This window comes from Agromyces zhanjiangensis, assembly GCF_040496055.1.
In the GTDB taxonomy this organism is placed as follows: domain Bacteria; phylum Actinomycetota; class Actinomycetes; order Actinomycetales; family Microbacteriaceae; genus Agromyces; species Agromyces zhanjiangensis.
The window spans coordinates 74,377-92,532 of record NZ_JBEPKB010000003.1 but is presented as its reverse complement, the minus strand read 5'-3'; the positions used below and the strand labels follow the sequence as shown (position 1 = coordinate 92,532).

The window sequence follows — 18,156 nt, the reverse complement described above, 5'->3', positions numbered from 1 at the left end:
TCGTCGTGTCGAGGAGCGATCAGGCGGTCACGGCGACCACGCGCCGGGCACCGACCGAGCCGCTGTTGCGCAGGAACAGGATGATCCAGCTGAAGATGAGCAGGCCGGCCACGAGTTCGACCGCGGTGAGGTTGTAGTAGCCCGTCGCGAAGAAGACCCCGAGCACGACGATCACGCCGACGTACACCCAGCCAAGGATCACGAAGACGCGCGGCATCGACGGGAGGAACCTCGGCAGCCCGATCACGATGACGGCGTAGACCACCGCCATGCCGGTGGCGACCGTGTTGTGCACGACGAAGAACTCGTCGACGGGGAAGATGCCCACGCAGGCGAGCAGGATGCCGATGAGCACGAGCCCGTAGCGGACGTAGTCCCGACCACGGCGGTCCCTCTCCGTCGTGGTCGGCAACCCCGCGGTCGCGTATCTCGCCACGATCGTGACGATCGCGCCGGCGACGACGAGCGTGAGGTTGAAGGCCAGTGCCGAGATGTCGTCGGTCATGCCGAGCGCGCTGAGGTTCATCTGCCACCAGTGCGGGTCGGTGGAGCTCAGCATCGCGGTGAGGATGCCGAACACCAGGAACACGGCGAGCACGATCGACAGGAGCATCGGCGTCATCCGCACCGCGGAGAGGAAGCACACGTAGGCGGTCAGGGCGAGGGCCACCCCGAACAGCAGCGCGGCGGGGAACGGGAACACCGGCGCGTCGACGAAGCTCTCGTCGAGCACGTCGGCCAGCGCCACCCAGCCGAGCATCGCGATCAGGCCGTGGGCCACCGACAGCGCGATCACGTCGAACCAGTGCAGCCGAGGCGCCGCCGCGCCCCGCGGGCCGGTCGCGCTGCGCGCGGCCGCGGCGTCCTCGACGGCAGGGTCGTCCGGCGCCGGGCCGAAGCGCCGGCGGAGCAGCAGCCGACCCGCGACGAACGCGAGCACGGCGACGACGGCCGACCCGAGGGCGATGAACATGCCGAGCGAGTCGGGCCCGGAGATCGCCAGGTCGCGGCCCCAGAACATCAGGAGGCCGAGGGGCGCGGCGACGACGAACACGACCGCGCCGACGATGAGCGCCGACGACTCGGTCGACTCGGTCGTCCGCGTGGGTTCCCGCAGGATCCCGACGATCGAGGACGGCTGGGACATCGCTCCTCCGCTCAGCGGCACCCGTCGCGCCGTTCACCGGCGCAGGCGCCGGGCCCGCGGGACCAGACTGCCAGTCCCGCGGGGACGATGGCCAGCATCGACGGGGCGGCCGGCCGAGGCGAACGTGCGGCCCGTCAGCGCCTCGCGGCGAGCTCCTTGCCGTGCACGGTCAGTGCGTAGATCACGAACACGTCGACCGCGATGACGATCGCCGACCACCAGGGCTGCAGCGGCAGCACCATGAGGTTCGCCAGGACGCTGAAGGCCGCGAGGATGATCGCCACCACCCGCGCCCAGGCGGCGCCGGCGAGCAGGGCGATGCCGACGAGCACCAGGAAGAGGCCGAGGAACAGGTGCAGCCACCCCCATCCGGTGGCGTTCAGGATCAGCAGTTCCCCGTCGGAGGGCTTCAGGAAGTAGGTGTTGTTCGGCAGCAGGATGGCGATGAGCCCGTAGATGGCGCCGATCGCGCCGGAGATGATGATCATCACCCCGGCGAACCAGCCCCAGCCGACCCAACCCGTGACGTTCGTGTCGGACATCGTGCGCCTCCATCCGGCACGCCCCCCGATGGGCGCGCTTCCGCGCATCGTCCTACGATTCCGGACCGTGACCTCGGGACCTTCGGCCCGTCACCGACCGATCGGGTCGAGCACCTCGAGCATCGAACCCTGCACGATGCCGGCCCACTCGTAGGCGGCCCGCAGGTAGTCGTCGCGCTCGTCGTCGGCGGGTTCGGCCTCGTCGGGATCGGTCACGCCGACCCGCTCCGCGAGGATCAGCCGGAGGTCGGTGAGGAACGTCAGCCACCCCCACGCCTGCGCTTGGTCGAGCTCGATCTCGACGAGACCCGCATCGCGCTCCGTCGCCGTGGCGTCGCGGACGGACTGCGCAGCCTGCCGCTTGCCGTCGACGAGGCTGTCGCGCGTGTACCGGGTGAAGTCGTGCGCGGCCTCACGGTCCTCCGGGTAGGCGGAGGGGAAGAGGCGGCCGAGGGCGGGGTCGTCGTCGCCGCCGAGCAGCAGGACCGAGTCGACCTGGTCGGCGAGCTCGGAGAGGAGCATCGCCTCCTCGGTCTCCAGCACGATCCGCACGCCGTCGGCGCCGCCCTCGCGGCCGGCGACGATCACGGCTCGACCCTCGAGACGGTCGCCTGCAGGCCGTAGCCGTGCATGGCGTGCACGTGCCGTTCCATCGCCTCGCGATTGCCGGATGCCACGACCGCGCGCCCCTCGTGGTGCACCTGCAGCATGAGCCGCTCCGCCTCCTCCCGCGGGTAGCCGAAGTAGCTGCGGAACACGTACGTGACGTACGTCATGAGGTTCACGGGGTCGTCCCACACGATCGTCTGCCAGGGCAGGTCGGGCCGCACGGCCTCGTCGATGACGAGGTCGGCCTCGAGCTGCTCGATGGTGGACGTCACGATCCCAGACTGACACGCTCGCGGCTCGCTCGCACGTCCCCGTCGAGGGATCCCGCCACCGCCCCCGTCAGTCGCCGTCCGTCGGCACGGGCCGCCCGAGCGCGTACTCGACGGCCTGCGCCAGGTCCATGGCCATGCCGGCCCGGTAGAGCGGCTCGAGGTCCTCGCGGCTCGGGTCGATCTCCTCGATCGAGAGGCCGCGGATCCGGGTGATCTCGTGGTCGACGATCTTCGCGCCCGACGAGTTCCTGAGACCGCGCACGGCGCCCGCGAGCCGAGCGGCGCGCTCCTCGTCGTCGGCCGCCTGGGCGAGCGCCGCCGCCAGCGACAGGAAGAGCACCACGGCCGAGACGTCGCGGTGCGGTGCGAAGAGCTCGAGCCCTTCCTCGAGGTAGTCCCACGCCGTGGCGATGTCCCCGAGCCTCGCGGAGAAGATCGCGACCTCGAACATGCCCCACCCCATGCCGAACTCGTTGCCCGCGGCCCGGTAGTGGTCGATGCTGCGGTGGAAGAGCTCGAGCGACTGCTGGATGTCGTCGTCGAGGTCGGACACGGCGAGGCCCCTGCCCCACGTGATGTTCCCGAGCCCGTTCTCGTCGCCCAGGCTCCGGAAGATCGCCTCGCCCTCGTCGTAGAGCCCGTAGACCTCGGTGCGCACCTCGTCGGTGATGCCGGTCGTCACGGCGGCCACCGCCTGGCCGATCGCGGCGTTGTAGATCGCGTTCGCGATCGCGGCCCGGTCGCCGTGCTCGCGCTGGATCGCGAGGGCGTCCCGGTAGGGCTGGACGCAGCGTTCGATCTCGCCCTGCCACCAGTACACGCCGCCGAGCGCCTCGAGCGCGTTCGCGCGGTTGAGCGGTTCGCCGCCCGGCAGCGAGACCACGGTCTCCAGCCGGCTCCGGCCCTCGTGGAGATGGCCGCGCGACTGCCAGAACCGCCATGACGCGGCCGCGAGCCGGAGGGCGAGGTCGGTCTCACCGTGGACGGCCGCCCAGTCGAGCGCGGTCCGGACGTTGTCGTGGTCGGCGTCGAAGCGGTCCAGCCAGGCGGATCGATCCTCGCCCAGGACGTGCTCGGCGACCTCCTCCGCCCAGGCGACGTACGCCTCGAGGTGGCGCCGGTGCACGGCATCGCCCGTTCCGCTCGCCTCGAGCTTCAGGAGGGCGACCTCGCGGATCACGTGCAGCGTGCGGAAGCGCGCCCGGCCGCCGGGTGCGGCGACCTGTCGGAGGAGCCCCTGGTCGACGAGTTCGGCGAGGCCGCCCAGCAGGTCGACCGGGATGTCGTCGCACACGCGCTCGATCTGCTCGAGGTCGGCGCCGCCGGCGAACACGCCGAGGCGCGCGAAGAGGTCCTGCACGGGCGGTTCGAGGAGGTCGTGGCTCCACGCGATCGCGCCCTCGATCGTGCGCTGGCGCTCCGGGAGGTCGATCGTCCCGGTGCCCGGCCGGGCCGGGTCGAGCCGGGCGAGGATCTCGGGCACGGGCAGGAGCCGCACGCGCGACGCGACGAGCTCGATCGCGAGCGGGAGACCGTCGAGTCCGCGCACCAGCTCCGAGACCGCGGCGGCGTTCTCCGGTGTCACCGTGAAGTCGGGACGGACCGCCATGGCGCGGTCGACGAACAGTGCGACGGCGTCGGTGTCGGTCGCGCGGGTCACGTCGCGCCGGTCGGGGAGGTCCATGGGCTCGAGGGGCATCTCCTGCTCGGCGGCGATCCGGAGCGGCCCACGCGACGTCACGAGGAAGCGGGATCGCGGCGCGACCGACACGAGGTCGGCGACGATCGGCGCCGCGGGGATGAGCTGCTCGAAGTTGTCGAGGATGAGCAGCACCTCGAGGTCGCCCATCCGCTCGAGCAGGGCGTCCCGAGGCGGCCGGTTCCCGGGCGACGAGTCCTCGCCGAGGGCGCGGAGGATCTGCGACGGCACGACCTCCGGATCGTCGACCGGTGCGAGGTCGACGAAGAACACCCCGTCGCGGAACTGACCGCCGATCTCGGAACCCACCTGGAGGGCGAGCCGGGTCTTCCCCGTTCCGCCGGTACCGGTGACGGTCACGACGTGCGAGGACTCGAGCAGTTCGCGGACCCTGGCGCGTTCGCGTCGTCGCCCCACGAAGTGGGTGACCTGCGCGGGGAGGTTGTTCGGCACGGCCTCGAGCGAGCGCAGGGCCGGGAATCGGGCGTCGAGTCCGGCGACGTCGAGCTGGAAGATGCCCTCGGCCTGCGACAGGTCCCGCAGGTGGTGGCGGCCGAGGTCGTGGAGCACGACGTCGACGGGCAGCTCGTGCTCCACGAGCGCCGCGGTCGACGCGGAGAGGACGATCTGCCCCCCGTGCGCGGCGGCCATGATCCGGGCGGCGCGATGGACGTCGAGCCCGATGTAGTCGTCCCCGCCGAGCAGGCCCAGCCCGGTGTGCAGTCCCATGCGGACCTTCGGCGCGAGCCCCTCCGGCCAGTCGTGGCCGGAGATCCCACGTTGCGCCGCCACCGCGGCGGTCACGGCGTCGATCGCCGAGGCGAAGGCCGCGAAGAACCCGTCGCCCTCGGTCTTGACCACGGTGCCCCCGCAGCCGGTGATGGCCTCGCGGACGAGCGCGTCGTGTTCGGCGAGCAGCGCCGGCCACCGCTCACCGGCAGCCTCGACGAGGCGGGTCGATCCTTCGACATCCGTGAACAGGAAGGTGACCGTCCCCGTCGGGAGACGACGACGGCTCGTGGCAGCCGTGGTGGTCACACTCCGAGCCTGACAGGTTCGCGCCGCGACCGCACGCCCCACTTCGCGGCGTGTCCGCTCGGACGGCGCCCGATCACGCGCTCAGCGGCGCGTCGAAGCCGTGACCGTGAACTTCGGGTTGCGTGCGATCTCCCGGGTCGGACCGACGATGCGCTCCAGCAACGGTCGGTAGCGGAGGTGCGAGTTCCACACGCACCAGAGTTCGCCGCCCGGCGCGAGCACCCGGGCGGCGTCGGCGAACAGGTGCGTCGCGATGCCCGTGTGCACGGCGGCCTCGGAGTGGAACGGCGGGTTCAGCACGACGAGCCGCTCGCTCGCGTCGGGGAGGTGCTCGAGCCCGTCGGCGCGCGCGACCTCGACGCGGTCGGCGACGCCGTTCGCGGCCGCGGTCAGCGGGGCGGATGCCGCGGCCGCGGCGCTCCGGTCGGAAGCGCGCACCAGGAGCCCGGGGCGCTCGCGCGCGAGCCACGCGGCGACGACGCCCGAGCCGCAGGCGAGGTCCACGGCGGTCCCGGCGTCCGGCACCGCGCCGCCGAGCACGCCGAGCAGGAACCGGGTGCCGATGTCGACGGTCGTGCCGGCGAACACCCCGCCGTGCGCCACGACCGTGAGCCCGAGTTCCTCGTCGCGGGCCTCGCGCGGCCAGTGCTGCGGCGCCGCGATCGCATCGGCGCGCGGGCCGGTCGCGACCAGCACGCGCGACTTCTGCCTGGCGTGGGTCACGTCGACGCGCCCGAACCACCGGGCCAGCACGTCGTTCATCGCGAGCGACATGTGCTTGATCCGGCCGCCGGCGAACACCCGCACGTCGGGTGCGGCGTGCCGCGCGACGAGCTCCGCGACCTCGTCGAGGCGATCGAGCGCCCGGGGGAGTCGCATGAGCACGACGCGCGCGTCCGCGACGAGTCCGGGATCGAGGGGCAGGCTCATCGGACGGTCGTCGGCGGGCAGCCCGAGGCGCTCGGCGTTCTCGGCGAGCGCGCGCTCGCCGGTGATCGGATCCTGGTGCACGCGGACGCCGCCCGCGCCCGCCGCGACCGAACCGAGCGCGAGCGCACCGTACGCGTCATCGATCACGACGACCGAGCCGGCCCGCGCGGCGACCTCGGCGAGCGCGGGCGCCGACTCGTCGAGGACCAGCCGGTCCGCGGCGTCCGCTGCGGCCAGCCCCGGTGCCTCGAGGTCGGGGTGCCGGCGCAGCGCATCGAAGTCCACCCCCGCACCCTACCCGCGCCGTTCCCGCGGAATCTCCCCCGAACGGGGCGCACGGCCCCACCCGCCGCAGGACTATCGTCACGCCTGAGCCCGGGAGGGGGACCCATGGCCGTCGTCGTCGAGCCTGCACCGACGGGGACCGCCGGTGGCCTCTCGGCATGGGTCTCCGAACACCGCGCCCGGGCGTCCCACGTGCTCACCGCCGTGGTCGTCGTACTGGGCACGCTCATCGCCCTCTCCGAGATCGACCGCCTCATCGCGGGCGTCCTGACGGTCGACGGCCGCAGCTCGCCGCTCGGAAGCGTCATCGGCCCGCTCGCCCTGACCGGGCGGGACGCCTGGCCCGACTGGGCGTCGACGACCATCCCCGCCTCGATCGGCGGGTGGATCGCGGCGTCCGTGTTCATCGACGGGGTCTTCATCGCCGCGTACTTCTGGTTCGTCGCCCACGTCCTCCGCCGCATGGGCATGGCACGGCCCCGGCGACTGGCGGGCAACGCCCTACTGGTTCTCCTGGCCGCGGAGGGGATCGAGGGCGCGGTGCTCCTCGTCGGAGCGGCCGCGCTCAGCGGGTGGCTGATCGGCCCCGAGGCGTCGGCGGTCCTGCTGGCCGGCGGCGGGCTCCTCGGCTGGGCCGTCGCCGCCGCGGCCACCGTCAAGTGGGGCTCGGCCGTCCTGCTCGTGGTCTTCATCCTCCGCGACGCGTCGGCCCGACGCTCCATCCGGGTCTGGATCCGGCGCCTGGGCCAGGCGGTATGGCTGCACCGGCTCTCCGCCGTGCTCGTCATCGCGCTCTTCGTGCTCACCTGCATCCCGACGGACGGGGTCCTCGACCAGCTGCCCGACCTGCAGCGGCAGTGGGTCCCGATCGACGCCGACGCCGCGAGGCACATCGTCGTCGCGCTCCTCTCCGTCGCGATCGCGATCGCCTGCGCCTACGTCCTCGGTCGCGCGCGGACGCGCGCGCTCGCATCCGCCGTCATGGGCTTCGACGTCCGGACCGTCACATCGAAGCGGTCGCACGCGCTCTGGTGGTGCGCCCCGATCGCCGTCTGGCTCCTGCTGTGGGTCGCGACCGGCGCGGCGACGGGGACGTGGCTCCCCGGCTGGTCGGCCGTCGCCTTCCTCGTCGTCCCGGCGATCGTCGTCGCCGGCTACCTGATCCGGCCCGGCGCCGCGTGGCCCGTGCGGCGACGGCCCGATCTCCTCGACCGGGCGCGGTGGGCGTGGCTCACCGGCGACGCGATCGCCGTGTCGATCGCATCGATCGCGGGCCTCGGGCTCGTGCGATCGTTCACGGCACCGGTGTTCGCCGGGTGGGACCTGCCGCTGCTGGACCCGTGGGCGTACCCCCTGTCGGTGGTGCTCCTCGTGGCCGGAGCGGTCATGGCGGTACTCGCGCCCCTGCTGCTGCGCGGGAACCCGACGGTCGACCGCCTGCTCGATCCGCAGGAGCGGGTGGACGAGGAGGCGATGGACCAGGGCCTCCGGCTCCGGCACCGCAGGCTCGTCCTCGGGTTCTTCCTCGCCGGGCTCCTCGTCCTCGCCGTCACCGGGATCTGGCCCGTGCAGTTCGCGGCGTTCGCCGGGGCTCCCGCACTCTCGGTGCTCCTCCTCACGACGTGGGGTGCGGTGCTCGGCTCCTTCACCGTCGCCGTGCAGGAGCACCCGCCCGCCCCGATCTTCCGCTACCTGCGGCTCCGGGCCGACCCGGTGCTCACGCTGGCCGTCGTGATCCCGCTGATCTGGGCGGTCGTGGCGGCGGGGGCGCAGCTCGACGACCCGGAGCTCCACGCGACGCGAACCGGGTCACCCGCCGCCGCGGCGGAGGCCGATGACGACGCATTCGAGGAGCAGGTCGATGCGCGCCTCCGCGCGATCGCCGGCACCGGCTGCACCGCGACCGTCGGCGGGACGACCTTCACGCCCGCGCTCATCGTCGTCGCCGAGGGCGGCGGGATCCGTGCGGCCTACTGGACCGCCCGCGCGCTCGAGGAGATCGCCCTGGACGGGTGCCTCGGCCGCTCCGTGCTGGTGTCGAGCGGCGTGAGCGGCGGATCCGTCGGTCTCGCGGTCACCGCGATCGACCGGGAGGGCAGCGGGGAGCTCGTGCGCCTCGCCGGCCCGGACGCCGTCTCCACCGGGACCGCCGCCCTCGTGGTCGGCGACGTCGTGGCATCGACGACCGGGCTGCGGTTCCCCTCGCTGCTCGACGGGCAGGCGGAGTGGCGGGATCGTGCCGCGCTCATCGAGGACGTCTGGGTCGGCGACGTCGCCGGCCTGAAGAAGCAGGTCGTCCTCGGCGCGTCCCCGCGGATCGGCATCCCGGTGCTGAACTCGACGGACGTGCGGTCGAAGTGCAAGGTCCTCGTCTCGAACGGCGTCGCGACCGATCCGTCCGTCTCCGCCGGGGCGACCGCGGCCGGGTGCGACACCGCGGCCACGGCACCGGCGGCGAGCCTCCCCGTGCCGGCGGCATGCTTCGCCGGGATGGAGTGGGCGACGGCGGCGATGCTCTCCGCGCGGTTCCCGGTGATCACGCCGGCCGCGCGGATCGAGCCGGGCGGTGGGTGCGGCGGCCAGGGCATGCAGCTCGTCGACGGCGGGTACGCGGAGGGCTCGGGCCTCGGCACCGCTGCCGACCTCGCACCGGTGCTCGCCGACCGGATCTCGGTGTGGAACGCCGGCGACGGCGCGGACGACCCGCCCGTGGTGCCGATCCTCGTCTACCTGAAGAACTCCGGCGGCTACGACCTCCGACAGGACCTGGAGGGGGTCGCGGCGGAGCCGCTCGTGCCGCTGGTCGGGGCCGCCGCGCTCTCCAAGGCCGGCACCGAGCAGGTGCTCCGGCAGCGCATCTCCGCGTCGTTCCGCACGATCGGCGAGCCGGACGAGCCCGCCGGCGATGCGATCGCGGCCCTTCGCGCGGTCATTCCCGGGCTCGCCCTCACGGTCGCCCCGTCGACCGAGCCGGCGGTCGTGCCGCCGCTGGGCTGGGCGCTCAGCGGGTTCAGCATCGGGAGCCTCGAGCGCGGCATCGAGCGCCAGCTGCGCGAGCACGACGAGGATGCCGACGGCGGCGCCCCGGCCACGCTTCGCACGCTCCTCGACCTCGTCGGCTGAGGTCGTCGACCGCCGTGCACGCTCGCCGCTGCACGCGGGGCGGGCCTGCGTCAAGCCGATGGCGGCGGTCAGGCCGGTTTGCTAGCGTCGGCCCCCGAATGCGAGACATGGCGGGGCCACCGGGGGAGCGCCGCGCGGCGAGGGGATCGTCCACGCGGCGTCCGTCGTCTGCGCCGTCCGGGCGCCGCCGCGCCGAACCGTCGCGACGCGACGCCCCATCCGGTCGGGCCGAGGGATCCGCCCGCAGGGTGGTCCGCTCGCCTCGACGCCGACTCGGCGCCGCGCTCGCCTCCACGGTCGCCGTCGCCGGCCTGCTCGCGACGCTCGCGCTCGCACCGCTCCCCCGTGCCGGGCAGCCGATCGCCGAGGCGACGGTGACGACGGTCTCTCCGTTCTCCGGCGACGTGCAGGAGATCGAGGTCGACGGCGACGTCGCGCCCGCGAGCGTGTCGCGCGAGGGCTACTCGACGACGACCGGGCCCGAGACGCTCGTCGACTCCGGCACCAACTACGACTGGGCGAAGCTCGTCCTGGTGTTCGGCGACTGGCCGCTGACCGACGAGAACGTGCGGCTCATGGTCGAGTGGATGCGCGAGGAGAACGGCCCCGACGACTGGTGGAACCGGAACAATCCGCTGAACAACGGCTACGGTTCGGGTGGCGGCAGCGGCCTCGGCAGCTACGACACGCTCGTGACCGCGGCCGAGTACGCGGCGTCCAACCTGAAGAAGCGCTCGTTCTACGCCGGCATCGTCGCCGGGCTCGAGGCCGGCACGTCGGCGGATGCCACGGCCCGCGCGATCTGGGCCTCGCCGTGGGCGTCGAGCCACTACGGGAACGGCGCCTGGTGGTCGACGGCGCCGGTGCCGGTGGTCGCGGCGCCCGCATCGGCCTGGGGGCGCTGAGCCGGCGGCCGCTCAGCCCCGCGCGGTGTCGCGAGGCGGATCCTCGCCGACGCGGGTCCGCCCGGCGAGCCCGTGCTCGTAGGCGAACACGACCGCGTGCACCCGATCGCGCAGGTCGAGCTTCTGCAGGAGCCGGGCCAGGTGCGTCTTGACGGTGCTCTCCGCGATGAACAGCGTCGCGGCGATCTCGTGGTTCGACCGGCCGCGCGCGACGAGGCGGAGCACCTCGACCTCGCGTTCGCTCAGGTGCGCGGTGGCCCGGTCCGCTTCGGCGGGGTCCGGGGCGGCGACGTAGTGGGCGATGAGCCGGCGCGTGATGCTCGGGGACAGGATGCGGTCGCCGGCGACGGCGGCACGCACCGAGGCGACGAGTTCCTCTGGCGAGATGTCCTTCAGAAGGAACCCGGCGGCGCCGCCGCGGAGGGCGGCATAGACGTACTCGTCCGCCTCGAACGTCGTGAGCACCACGACCGTCGGCGGCGAGGGGCGGGCGACCACCTGTCGCGTCGCGGTGATGCCGTCCATCCCCGGCATCCGGATGTCCATCAGCACGAGGTCGGGCCCGAGTTCGGCGGCGAGGCGAACCGCCTCGGCTCCGTCCTCGGCCTCGCCGACGACCACGACGTCGTCCTCGTGCTCGAGGATCGACCGGAGCCCGGCGCGGACCAACTGCTGGTCGTCCGCGAGGAGGACGCGGGTCATGCGGTCGCCTCCCACGGGATCACCGCCTCGACCTCGAATCCGCCGTCGCAGCGCTCGGCACGCAGGCTGCCGTCGTAGAGCGCGAGACGCTCCCGCAGACCCGCGAGCCCGAATCCGCCGCCCTCATCCGAACCGGAGTCCGCACGGCCCGAATCGCGCACGTGGACTCGCAGCGCGTCCCCGCGGGTCACCCGGACCCGTGCCGACGTGCCGCTCGCGCCGGAGTGCCGGAGGCAGTTGGTGAGCGCCTCCTGGACGACGCGGTAGGCGACGAGCTCCCGCGACGGATCGGTGCGTCCGCCATCCTCCACCGCCAGGTCGACGTGCAGTCCGGCACGTCGCATCGTCTCCGCCAGCTCGGGCAGCTCGGCGAGGCCTGGCGCGGGCGCCACACCGTGGTTGGCGTCCGGGCCGCGCAGCAGGCCGACCGTCCGGCGGAGTTCGCGGAGCACGCGCCGGCCGGTCTCCTCGACCGCGATCAGCGACGCTGACGCGGGCGAGCCCTCTGGCAGCTCGATCCGGGCCGCCCCGGCCTGCACGACCATGACGCTCACGCCGTGCGCGAGCACGTCGTGCATCTCGCGGGCGATGTGGGCGCGCTGTGCGAGGAGGGCCGCCTCCCGGCGGACCGACTCGAGCGACGAGACCTCGGCGAGCGCCGCCTCGAGGGCGCGGCGCTGTTCGAGCAGGCGCCGGATGATCCATCCGATCGCCCACGGCGCGGTGAGCAGGAATGCCGTGTACAGGATGCTCGGGAGGGTCCGGGCCTCGGGCGTGAGCACGGGGAACGTCGCGGCCCACGCGAGGGGGCCGATCCATCCCCAGCGCACCAGGTCTGGCCGGGCCCCGCGCCCGAAGGTGTATCCGAGGACTGCCAGGGCGCCGAGACCGGCGAAGAAGGGCATGTGGTGGAGGATCAGGAGGTTGGCGGCCACCTGCAGCCCGTACACGGCGATCGGCACCGCGGTCGGCCATGCCCGGCGCACGGCGACGGGCAGCGTGGTGGCCGCGGCGAGTGCCAGGTCGACCGGCAGGGGTCCGATCGTCGCATCGGGATTCGCCGCCGGCGCGTCGACGATTCCATGCGCGGCGAGCACCTCGATGACGCCGATCGCGGTGAGCAGGCATGCCACGGCCCCGTCCGCGATCCACCTTCGCTGCATGGCGAGACTGTACCCCGACGGGTCGCGCGGTGTTGTGGTCCTGAGGCTGATCGGGATGGTCCCGAGGGTCGATGCTCCGACCGCGATCCGACGATGTGCGCCCGGCCGCGTCGCTCCTACCGTGACGCCATGACTGCACGCAACGGAACCTGGCTCGTCCTCGTCGGCATCCTCCTCTACCTCGCCGAGTTCGTCGGAATGGCGATCGCCGGCGGCTACCCGTACGTGGAACCCGGGAGTTCCCCGGGCGAGGCCGCCGCCGCGCTCGACGGGCTCGCGGAGGGTGCCGGATTCCTCGTCGGATGGATGGCGTTCGTCCTCACCGGCCGCATCCTGGTCGTGATCGGCCTGCGCGCGGCGTGCGGACCTTCGGCGCTCCTCGATTGGGCGGTCGCGGCGATGACGGTGTCGGTCGCGCTCGAGGTCGCATCGGTCGCGAGCCTCGCCGCGGCCTCGGCGAGCGCGACCGGCGACGGCGGCGCCGACGGCGTGCTGCCGCTCGTGGCGTCGGCCGGGTTCCTGGAGACCGCGTCGGTGCCGCCGGCCGGGCTGGCCGCGGTGCTCTGCGCGATCGTGATGTGGCGCAGCCGCGACTTCCCGCGATTCCTCGCCGTCCTCGGCGGGTTCGCCGGCGTCGTCATCGTCGTGAGCGGGCTCCTGCCGCCGTCGATGCGGGAGCTGGCGGACGCGCTGAGCGTCGCGGTGATGGCCTGGTGGGCCTGGGCGCTCTGGACCGGCATCCTGCTCGCGGTCCGCACTCGGCGGGTTGGAGCGCGCCGCGACGACGGCGCCGGCGGCGAGCCGCTCCACGACAGCGTCGGCTCGAGCGCCGACTGAGGTCCGCCGCGGACCGACCGTCGCGACTCGTCGCCGACGCCGGCACGACCGTCGGAGCTCAGGCGTCGGCGAGGAGCTGCGACATCCGGTCGAGGGCGCCGGGCACGAGCTTGTAGTAGGCCCAGGTGCCGCGCTTGCTGCGCTCGAGGAACCCGGCGGTCGCGAGGATCTTCAGGTGATGCGAGACGGTGGGCTGGCTGAGCCCGACGGGCTCGATGAGGTCGCAGACGCACGCCTCCTCGCCCTCCGACTTCGCGACGATCGACAGCAACCGGAGGCGGGTCGGGTCGGCGAGCGCCTTGAACGACGCCGCGAGCTGCTCGGCCCGCGAGGCGTCCATCGGGTCGGTCACGAGCGGACTGCAGCACGCACCGCCGCTCGCGGCCGGGCCGACCTCGGCACCGACGCCGGTGTCGACGGGCGTGAGGTCGAAGGTCGTCATGCGACCGATCCTACCTGAATATTGACAAACTTCGATGGATAGGTCGACACTGAATATCGACGAACTTCGATATGCCGGAAAGGCCCGCCATGACCCTGCTCGACCTCACCCGTCCCGCGTCGCGCGCCGAGCGCCTCGACACCCTGCCCGTCGCGGTCATCGGCGCCGGCCCGATCGGCCTGGCGGCCGCGGCGAACCTGCTCGAACGCGGCCTCGACGTCGTGGTCTACGAGTCCGGCGACCGGGTCGGTGCGAGCGTCCGCGACTGGGGCCACGTCCGCCTGTTCTCGCCGTGGCGCGTCCTCGTCGACCCCGCGTCGCGTCGCCTCCTCGAGGCGTCCGGATGGCAGCACCCCGACGAGAGCCGCCTGCCCACCGGCGCCGAACTCGTCGAGCAGTACCTCGAGCCGCTCGCGGCGCTCGAGCCGCTCGCCTCCCGCATCCGCCTGGGCGTCGACGTGACCGCGGTCACCCGCGAGGGGATGGACCGGACCCGCACGGCAGGGCGCGCCGCGGCGCCGTTCGTGCTGCGGCTGCGCGACGCATCCGGTGCGGTGCAGGATGTCGCGGCGCGCGCCGTCATCGACGCATCGGGCACCTGGCGCACCCCCAACCGGCTGGGCTCGAGCGGCCTCGACCCGCTCGGGCTCGACGAGGTGGCGGACGCCGTGACGCACGCCCTGCCCGACGTGCTCGGTGCCGACCGCGCCCGCTTCGCGGGCCGCCGCGTGACCGTCGTGGGCGCCGGGCACTCCGCCGCCAACACGCTGCTCGCCCTCGCCGCACTCGCGCGCGAGGAGCCCGGGACCCGCATCACGTGGGCCATCCGCACTGCCTCCGCCGTGCGGGTCACGACCTCGGACGACGACGGGCTCCCCGCACGCGCCTCGATCGGTCGCCGCGTCGACGACCTCGTGCACGCGGGACGCATCGAGGTGCTCGACCGGTTCGAGATCGTCCGGCTGGGCCGGGCCGCCGACGGCGGCGTTCGCATCGTCGGCTCGCGCGCCGGCGAACTCGTGGACCACGGGGCCGACGTGATCGTCAACGCGACGGGCTTCCGGCCCGACCTCGACCTGCTCCGCGAGATCCGCCTCGAGCTCGACGACGTCGTCGAGGCGCCGAAGCGCCTGGCGCCGCTCATCGACCCGAACGTGCACTCGTGCGGCACGGTCGAGCCGCACGGGTTCGCCGAACTCCGCCAGCCCGAGGACGGCTTCTTCCTCGCCGGCATGAAGAGCTACGGCCGCGCGCCGACGTTCCTGCTCGCGACCGGGTACGAGCAGGTGCGCTCGATCGCAGCATGGCTCGCGGGCGACACGGCGGGCGCCGCGAACGTGCAGCTCGAACTCCCCGCGACGGGCGTGTGCTCGACGAGCCTCGACGGCTCGAGCGGCTGCTGCTGAGCACGCCGCCCGGCCGCGGCATCCGTCCTCTTGCATAGACTGGCATCTATGCACACGGGTGGGGCGGATGTCGCGGCCGGGGGCCTTGCGCTCCTCGCGGACCCCACGCGGGCACGCATGCTCTCGCTCATCCTCGCGAGCGCCGACGGCCGATCGACCGTGACCGCGCTCGCCGACGAACTCGGCCTCCGGCAGCCGACCGTGTCGCACCACGCGAAGGCGCTGCTCGACGACGGCGTGCTCGTGCGCGAGCCCGAGGGCCGTCGCGCCTGGTACTCGATCGCACCCGACCAGCTCGACCGGGTCGCCGAACTGCTCCACGTGCCGGCGGCCCCCCGCGACGACGAGGCGGCGATCACCCGCGTGGTCGACGACCTGGCGACGCGGTTCGCGGGAACGTTCGGCCGCGTAACCGTCGAGCGCTACGTCCGCGAGAGCCGCGACCTCCTCGCCGAGCGGAGCGGCGTCACGAGCCGGTTCACGTCCCGCGCGGCGGGGTTCGCGGCCGACCGGCTCGCCGCGCTCGCGGTGGACGCGCGCGCGGCCGGCGCGACGACGCCCGAGGTGCTCTTCGTGTGCGTGCAGAACGCCGGGCGCTCGCAGATGGCCGCGGCGATCCTGCAGCACCTCGCCGGCGACCGCGTGCACGTGCGCACGGCCGGATCCGAGCCGGCCGACGCCGTCTCGCCCGCCGTGGTGGGCGTGCTCGACGAGATCGGGGTGCCGGTCGCCGGCGCCTACCCGAAGCCGCTCACGGACGAGGTCGTCCGGGCCGCGGACGTCGTGATCACGATGGGCTGCGGCGATGCGTGCCCCGTCTACCCCGACACGCGCTACGAGGACTGGGAGCTCGACGATCCGGTAGGGCGACCCCTCGTCGAGGTGCGACGCATCCGCGACGACATCGACCGGCGGGTGCGCGAGCTCATCGCGAGCCTGGCCTGACGGCGGATGCCGCGGCGGCGCGACCGCCGGCGGCGATGATCTCGCGCGGGGCGACGCGGGCGACGCGGGCCCGCGGCATCCGCTCGACAATGCATAGATCCCGATCTATGCTTTGATCGTTCCGAGCGAAACGAGGTCCCGATGTCCGACACGCCCACCGTCCTGTTCGTCTGCGTCCACAACGCCGGCCGCTCGCAGATGGCCGCGGGCTACCTGCGCGAACTCGGCGGCGACCGCGTCGAGGTGCTCTCGGCCGGATCCGCCCCGAAGGACCAGATCAACCCGGTCGCCGTGCAGGCGATGGCCGAGGAGGGCATCGACATCGCCGGCAACACGCCGAAGGTGCTCACGACCGAGGCCGTCCGCGAATCCGACGTCGTCATCACGATGGGCTGCGGCGACGCGTGCCCGATCTTCCCCGGCAAGCGCTACGAGGACTGGGAGCTCGACGACCCGGCCGGCCAGGGCATCGAGGCCGTCCGCCCCATCCGCGACGAGATCCGCCGTCGCGTCGAGGAACTCCTCGGCGAGATCCTCCCCGACGCGGCGCGCGCATGAGCACGGGCGAGGGCCAGCTCGCCCTCGACGACCCGCAGTCGGTCCTGCACCGCCGGCCGCGTGCGCGACGAGACCCGCGCCCGGGTGGAGCGGCTGCTCGGGGAGATCGCCCCCGTACCCGCCGGTCCCGAAGCGCGCGCCTGATCCTCAGGCCGTCGGCGGCCGCTCGGGATCCGACGCCGCCCCGGCCACGGGCTGCGCGGCCGACGGCACCGGCGTCGGCACGATCCGGAATTCGGGCGCCCGCGACACCAGCAGCCACGCGGGCAGGATGATCACGCAGAGCCACGGCAGGAGGGCCAGGTCGCCCGCGACGGCCGCGGCGACGAACAGGGCGAGCCATCCGTCCTTGGCCATCACCAGCAGGATCCCGATGAGCGCGCTGGCCACGCAGAGCGCGATCGGCAGCGACGGGATGAGCGCGTGCGCGAGCATCCCGAGCGCCGCGCCGATGAACGCGGCGGGGAAGATGCGACCGCCGCGGAACGCGGCGCTCGCCGCCACGAGCAGCGCGACGAGCTTCACCGCGACGATGACGACGAGCTGGCCAGCATCGTAGGCGTCCGGGTCCTCGAAGAGCTCCCCCATCTGGTCGAGGCCCTTGAACAGCGTGATCGGGCCGCCGACGAGCCCGAGCAGCCCGAGGACGAGACCGCCCGCGGTCGCGATGAGGAGCGGCTGCCGCAGCGCATGGAACGCCCGGTGGACGAACGGGAACGCGAACGCGCCGACGAGCCCGATCGCGACGCCCGCGATGGCGATGACGATGCCGGCCAGCAGGAGCAGCGGTGTCGTCGGCTCCGTCGGCAGCGTGAACTGCAGCGGCGGCGCCCCGAGCACGTGCATGGTGCCTGCGGCGGCCGCCGCGGAGGCGAGCGGGAGGAACAGCTTGTCCCACAGCGCGCCGCCGCCGCGGACCGCCGCGAGCGTGCCCGTGAAGAGCAGTGCGGCGGCGACCGGCGAGCCGAACAGGGCGCCGATCGTCCCGGCCGCGGCCATGAGCATGCCGAGCTTCGCGCCGACGCGGGGCATGAGTCGGCCGAGCAGCGCGACCGTCAGCGCGACGTTGATCGCGATGATCGGGTTCTCGGGGCCGAGGCTCACGCCGCCTGCGAGCGCGAGCCCCGTGACGATGACGAGACCCGGCAGGGTGCGGAGCTTCAACGGCTCCGAGACGAGCTCGGTCGTCGCCGAGTCGAGTCCGCCGTGGCCGGGCAGGAACTGGAGGCCGAGTCCCACCGCGAAGCCGGTCGCCGTGAGGACGACGACGATCCACCAGCCGTCGGGGTCGACGCCGAGCGACTCGGGCAGCGCCGTCCACAGCACCTGCTGCAGTCCGCCGGCCGCGACCTCGAGCGCGCGGAGGACCAGCGCGCAGAGCACGCCGATGACGATCGCGGGAACGAGCAGCAGGAGGAGCTGCGCCGGGGTGGGTGCCGGCATCTGCACGTCGCCCGTGTCATCCGTCATCGTCGCCCCCCGGTCGCCGTCGCGCACCGGCCCGCCGGAGCGCTAGGCACAGCCTCGCACACGCGCCGTGCCGCGGGCGAGAG

At 73.5% G+C, this 18,156-nt stretch carries 16 protein-coding genes; 6 read left to right on the top strand and 10 right to left on the bottom strand.

Annotated features, from left to right (window positions below; genetic code table 11):
- Positions 1-19: 19 nt before the first annotated feature.
- The 6 genes from ABME02_RS06670 to ABME02_RS06645 form a co-directional block, all read right to left on the bottom strand.
- Positions 20-1,147, bottom strand: a complete 1,128-nt coding sequence (locus ABME02_RS06670) for a hypothetical protein (protein WP_353814492.1) — start codon at positions 1,145-1,147, stop codon at positions 20-22.
- Between the two features lie 134 nt (positions 1,148-1,281).
- Entirely contained in the window at positions 1,282-1,689 is a 408-nt protein-coding gene (locus ABME02_RS06665; protein WP_353814491.1) for a DUF7144 family membrane protein, read from the bottom strand.
- Between the two features lie 90 nt (positions 1,690-1,779).
- Entirely contained in the window at positions 1,780-2,277 is a 498-nt protein-coding gene (locus ABME02_RS06660; protein WP_353814490.1) for a DUF2017 family protein, read from the bottom strand.
- Positions 2,274-2,570, bottom strand: coding sequence for an ATP-dependent Clp protease adapter ClpS (gene clpS / locus ABME02_RS06655; RefSeq protein WP_436408242.1), 297 nt, complete (start codon positions 2,568-2,570; stop codon positions 2,274-2,276). The genes ABME02_RS06660 and clpS overlap by 4 nt, the downstream gene beginning before the upstream one ends.
- Positions 2,571-2,637: 67 nt before the next feature.
- Positions 2,638-5,307 carry an adenylate/guanylate cyclase domain-containing protein gene (locus ABME02_RS06650; RefSeq protein ID WP_353814489.1) on the bottom strand — a complete coding sequence of 890 codons (2,670 nt, stop codon included), beginning with the start codon at positions 5,305-5,307 and terminating at the stop codon, positions 2,638-2,640.
- Positions 5,308-5,388: 81 nt separating this feature from the next.
- Complete coding sequence (locus ABME02_RS06645) at positions 5,389-6,522, bottom strand: class I SAM-dependent methyltransferase (protein WP_353814488.1); 1,134 nt, start codon at positions 6,520-6,522, stop codon at positions 5,389-5,391.
- Positions 6,523-6,627: 105 nt separating this feature from the next.
- On the opposite strand from ABME02_RS06645, the gene ABME02_RS06640 reads away from it, so the two are divergent.
- On the top strand, positions 6,628-9,645 hold the full coding sequence (locus ABME02_RS06640; RefSeq protein ID WP_353814487.1) for a hypothetical protein: 3,018 nt from the start codon (positions 6,628-6,630) through the stop codon (positions 9,643-9,645).
- A 248-nt stretch (positions 9,646-9,893) separates the two neighbouring features.
- Positions 9,894-10,550, top strand: coding sequence for a hypothetical protein (locus ABME02_RS06635; RefSeq protein WP_353814486.1), 657 nt, complete (start codon positions 9,894-9,896; stop codon positions 10,548-10,550).
- Positions 10,551-10,562: 12 nt separating this feature from the next.
- Here ABME02_RS06635 and ABME02_RS06630 read toward each other — a convergent pair whose 3' ends face one another.
- A complete protein-coding gene (locus ABME02_RS06630; protein WP_353814485.1) occupies positions 10,563-11,252 on the bottom strand; it encodes a response regulator in 690 nt (229 codons plus the stop codon).
- On the bottom strand, positions 11,249-12,415 hold the full coding sequence (locus ABME02_RS06625; protein ID WP_353814484.1) for a sensor histidine kinase: 1,167 nt from the start codon (positions 12,413-12,415) through the stop codon (positions 11,249-11,251). Before ABME02_RS06625 ends, ABME02_RS06630 begins: the two co-directional genes overlap by 4 nt.
- 129 nt (positions 12,416-12,544) lie before the next feature.
- Between ABME02_RS06625 and ABME02_RS06620 the strand changes: the two genes are divergently transcribed.
- Positions 12,545-13,252 (top strand): DUF4386 family protein, encoded by a 708-nt coding sequence (locus ABME02_RS06620; protein ID WP_353814483.1) that lies wholly within the window; start codon positions 12,545-12,547, stop codon positions 13,250-13,252.
- A gap of 58 nt (positions 13,253-13,310) precedes the next feature.
- Here the strand turns inward: ABME02_RS06620 and ABME02_RS06615 are convergent, their stop codons facing one another.
- The gene (locus ABME02_RS06615) at positions 13,311-13,694 is read right to left on the bottom strand and encodes an ArsR/SmtB family transcription factor (RefSeq protein ID WP_353814482.1); all 384 of its coding nucleotides are present in this window, start codon (positions 13,692-13,694) and stop codon (positions 13,311-13,313) included.
- An 89-nt stretch (positions 13,695-13,783) separates the two neighbouring features.
- Here ABME02_RS06615 and ABME02_RS06610 point away from each other — a divergent pair, with 89 nt between their 5' ends.
- From ABME02_RS06610 to ABME02_RS06600, 3 genes are all read left to right on the top strand, one after another.
- Positions 13,784-15,100, top strand: coding sequence for an FAD-dependent oxidoreductase (locus ABME02_RS06610; RefSeq protein ID WP_353814481.1), 1,317 nt, complete (start codon positions 13,784-13,786; stop codon positions 15,098-15,100).
- A 48-nt stretch (positions 15,101-15,148) separates the two neighbouring features.
- Positions 15,149-16,045 carry a metalloregulator ArsR/SmtB family transcription factor gene (locus tag ABME02_RS06605; protein WP_353814480.1) on the top strand — a complete coding sequence of 299 codons (897 nt, stop codon included), beginning with the start codon at positions 15,149-15,151 and terminating at the stop codon, positions 16,043-16,045.
- A 141-nt stretch (positions 16,046-16,186) separates the two neighbouring features.
- Positions 16,187-16,603 (top strand): arsenate reductase ArsC, encoded by a 417-nt coding sequence (locus ABME02_RS06600; protein ID WP_353814479.1) that lies wholly within the window; start codon positions 16,187-16,189, stop codon positions 16,601-16,603.
- Positions 16,604-16,750: 147 nt separating this feature from the next.
- On the opposite strand, the gene ABME02_RS06595 is transcribed toward ABME02_RS06600, so the two are convergent.
- Positions 16,751-18,073 (bottom strand): ion channel protein, encoded by a 1,323-nt coding sequence (locus ABME02_RS06595; RefSeq protein WP_353814478.1) that lies wholly within the window; start codon positions 18,071-18,073, stop codon positions 16,751-16,753.
- Between the last annotated feature and the right edge of the window lie 83 nt (positions 18,074-18,156).

Excerpts from the sequence above, each read along its gene's own strand:
- ABME02_RS06670 (WP_353814492.1), bottom strand. The coding sequence starts at position 1,147 with ATGTCCCAGCCGTCCTCGATCGTCGGGATCCTGCGGGAACCCACGCGG.
- ABME02_RS06665 (WP_353814491.1), bottom strand. The coding sequence starts at position 1,689 with ATGTCCGACACGAACGTCACGGGTTGGGTCGGCTGGGGCTGGTTCGCC.
- ABME02_RS06640 (WP_353814487.1), top strand. The coding sequence starts at position 6,628 with ATGGCCGTCGTCGTCGAGCCTGCACCGACGGGGACCGCCGGTGGCCTC.
- ABME02_RS06630 (WP_353814485.1), bottom strand. The coding sequence starts at position 11,252 with ATGACCCGCGTCCTCCTCGCGGACGACCAGCAGTTGGTCCGCGCCGGG.
- ABME02_RS06625 (WP_353814484.1), bottom strand. The coding sequence starts at position 12,415 with ATGCAGCGAAGGTGGATCGCGGACGGGGCCGTGGCATGCCTGCTCACC.
- ABME02_RS06620 (WP_353814483.1), top strand. The coding sequence starts at position 12,545 with ATGACTGCACGCAACGGAACCTGGCTCGTCCTCGTCGGCATCCTCCTC.
- ABME02_RS06615 (WP_353814482.1), bottom strand. The coding sequence starts at position 13,694 with ATGACGACCTTCGACCTCACGCCCGTCGACACCGGCGTCGGTGCCGAG.
- ABME02_RS06610 (WP_353814481.1), top strand. The coding sequence starts at position 13,784 with ATGACCCTGCTCGACCTCACCCGTCCCGCGTCGCGCGCCGAGCGCCTC.
- ABME02_RS06605 (WP_353814480.1), top strand. The coding sequence starts at position 15,149 with ATGCACACGGGTGGGGCGGATGTCGCGGCCGGGGGCCTTGCGCTCCTC.
- ABME02_RS06600 (WP_353814479.1), top strand. The coding sequence starts at position 16,187 with ATGTCCGACACGCCCACCGTCCTGTTCGTCTGCGTCCACAACGCCGGC.
- ABME02_RS06595 (WP_353814478.1), bottom strand. The coding sequence starts at position 18,073 with ATGACGGATGACACGGGCGACGTGCAGATGCCGGCACCCACCCCGGCG.